Origin of the sequence: Piscirickettsia salmonis LF-89 = ATCC VR-1361 (genome assembly GCF_000297215.2) — a bacterium.
Taxonomy (GTDB): domain Bacteria; phylum Pseudomonadota; class Gammaproteobacteria; order Piscirickettsiales; family Piscirickettsiaceae; genus Piscirickettsia; species Piscirickettsia salmonis.
On the sequence record NZ_AMFF02000223.1, the window covers coordinates 1 to 2,053 of the forward strand.

The 2,053-nt window shown below is 39.1% G+C and carries 1 protein-coding gene and 1 pseudogene; one reads left to right on the top strand and one right to left on the bottom strand.

Translation table 11 applies throughout. The features are described 5' to 3' along the window. The first annotated feature begins 567 nt into the window (after positions 1–567). Positions 568–1,821 (top strand): LbtU family siderophore porin, encoded by a 1,254-nt coding sequence (locus tag C200_RS13615; protein WP_016212226.1) that lies wholly within the window; start codon positions 568–570, stop codon positions 1,819–1,821. Here the strand turns inward: C200_RS13615 and C200_RS16960 are convergent. Then, positions 1,799–2,031 (bottom strand): annotated as a pseudogene (locus C200_RS16960) (IS701 family transposase); the annotation flags it as partial. The gene C200_RS13615 and the pseudogene C200_RS16960 overlap by 23 nt on opposite strands. Positions 2,032–2,053: the final 22 nt, after the last annotated feature.

Here is a 2,053-nt window from a genome sequence, read left to right on the forward strand (position 1 = left end):
CACTCCATGGCTCGCAGCGTTCGCACTAGCGGCCATAGAAAATAGTAAACTTGCTGCCAAAAAAGAGCACAGAATACGTTTATTCATAATTTAAACACACCTTAATTTATGGCCATAAAAATCACTAAAAAGAAAATAATTTAACATTCAAGGCAAATCAATTTCATTCAATCATCTTTAACATAAAAACTCAATAAAAATATTAAACAAAAATTAACCTTATCTTTCAGCTTGGTAATGACCATAAGCTAACAATAAAACAGGAATTTTCCCTAACTATTAAATCTGACCTAGCACTAACGCAATTATAATTTTAAACATTGAGATAAAAGAACTCACTTCATCTTTAAAATTCTTTTCACAAAGGTTTAAGATTTAGCTAAGAAGGCTATTTACATTATTCATTTAATGATGCTAAGGTAGGCAAACTGTGTTTTTAAAATACAAAAATTTATAGATTTTACCTAAAATTACCAAAGTTTTAATGATGTAACCCTAAAACTATCTTAACGCTAAAATAAAATCCTTATAAATAATAGGGTAGTTTTCAGAAAGGATGTATTCCATATGAAAAAATTCAGCAGTACTGCGATGCTGCTAACAGCGACGCTTGTACCTGTTATTAGCTTCGCAGCATCAAGCCCTGAGCAGCAACTCCACCAGCTTAAACTTGAGATGAAACAGTTGCAGCAGCAAATTTCCCAATTACAAGGTGCTAGCACAACAAATGCAGCCAGTAATCACCTTGTCCATGTCGGTCCACTCTATCAAGATGGTCCGATGATCTCTCAACTGGGCGCGATTGGCCAAGAGCAAAATATCCTTATCACTCGTCAAAAAATGGCGAAAATGGGCAGCCAACTGCCTTTACTCTCTATCGGTGGCTTACTCGAAACTGATATCGGCTATGGCCGTAACACCAATCTCGATGCCGATTACTTTCATAAAAGTCAAAGTCTCAGTCATAGTGATGCCGAAGTCACCGCCGCACGCCTACATATTATGGCGAATATCAACGATTGGACTACCGGCTTTTTCTACTATGATATGCTAGCGAATAACCTGCGCACCGGCAAGATTACCTTCGGTAATCTCAATGAAACACCGTTTTATGCCTCTATCGGTAAATCGTATAGCTATTTTGGTAACTGGAGCGGTCCGAATATTATTACTACTGATGTGGATGCCAGCTTATTTGAAAGCCGCAGCAATAATGCCATGCTCGGCTATACCCAAGGTGGCTTCAATGCGCAAGTCGGCCTAACTTCGCTGGCCAGCACAGTCAACACGCCCAATCATAACAATCATGCAGGTTTTCTCACTCAAGCACATTACACCCTTGACCTAGGCAATAATAATAGCGCCTACTTAGGTGCCGGCTATATGTCTGACCTTCATGGCACTGAAGTCTCAGCCTTAAGCCAAGCGCAAGCCGCTGATGGTCACACCCGTATTCCAGCAGCTGACCTACATGCAGGTTTCAATGTTGGGCCATTTAGCCTAAACGCAGAATACTCAACAACCCTGGTCAAGCTTAATCGCTTTACAGATACGACGACAGCATCGACGCTAACCAGTGGCAAAGTCTCTGCCCTTGAGATTGATGCATCCTATACCTTTACAATGAAAAATTATGCGAGCTATGTCGCCTTTGGCTATAGCCAAAGCCGTAATGCTAATAATTTAGTCAGTTATAGTGGTGATAACGGTGTTATACAAAATCTCACATCAACCATCCCCAAGCGCATGTATAGCTTAGATGCGGGTGTTTCTTTAGATAACTCACCTTACGCACAGGTCATAAACATTTTAATCGCCTAAGCTCTTCAAAAGCTATTTGATTTGACCGCACAAGTAATTTATATTTGAGTGCAAAGTGGTTAAGTTGTGCTTTTACACTCAATGTTTCTAGTTTACAAAATGCCACGATTGATGCAAAAATATGATTGCATTGTGACCGAACAGTTTAGTTGGTGATTTTGCTAAACTTGCATTTTGTTTAATCGACTTATGATATTCTTCAATTTTCCAATCGTTTTTTGATTAGATTTTG

Bases quoted from the DNA above. Each gene is read 5' to 3' on its own strand.
- C200_RS13615 (WP_016212226.1), top strand. From the start codon at position 568: ATGAAAAAATTCAGCAGTACTGCGATGCTGCTAACAGCGACGCTTGTA.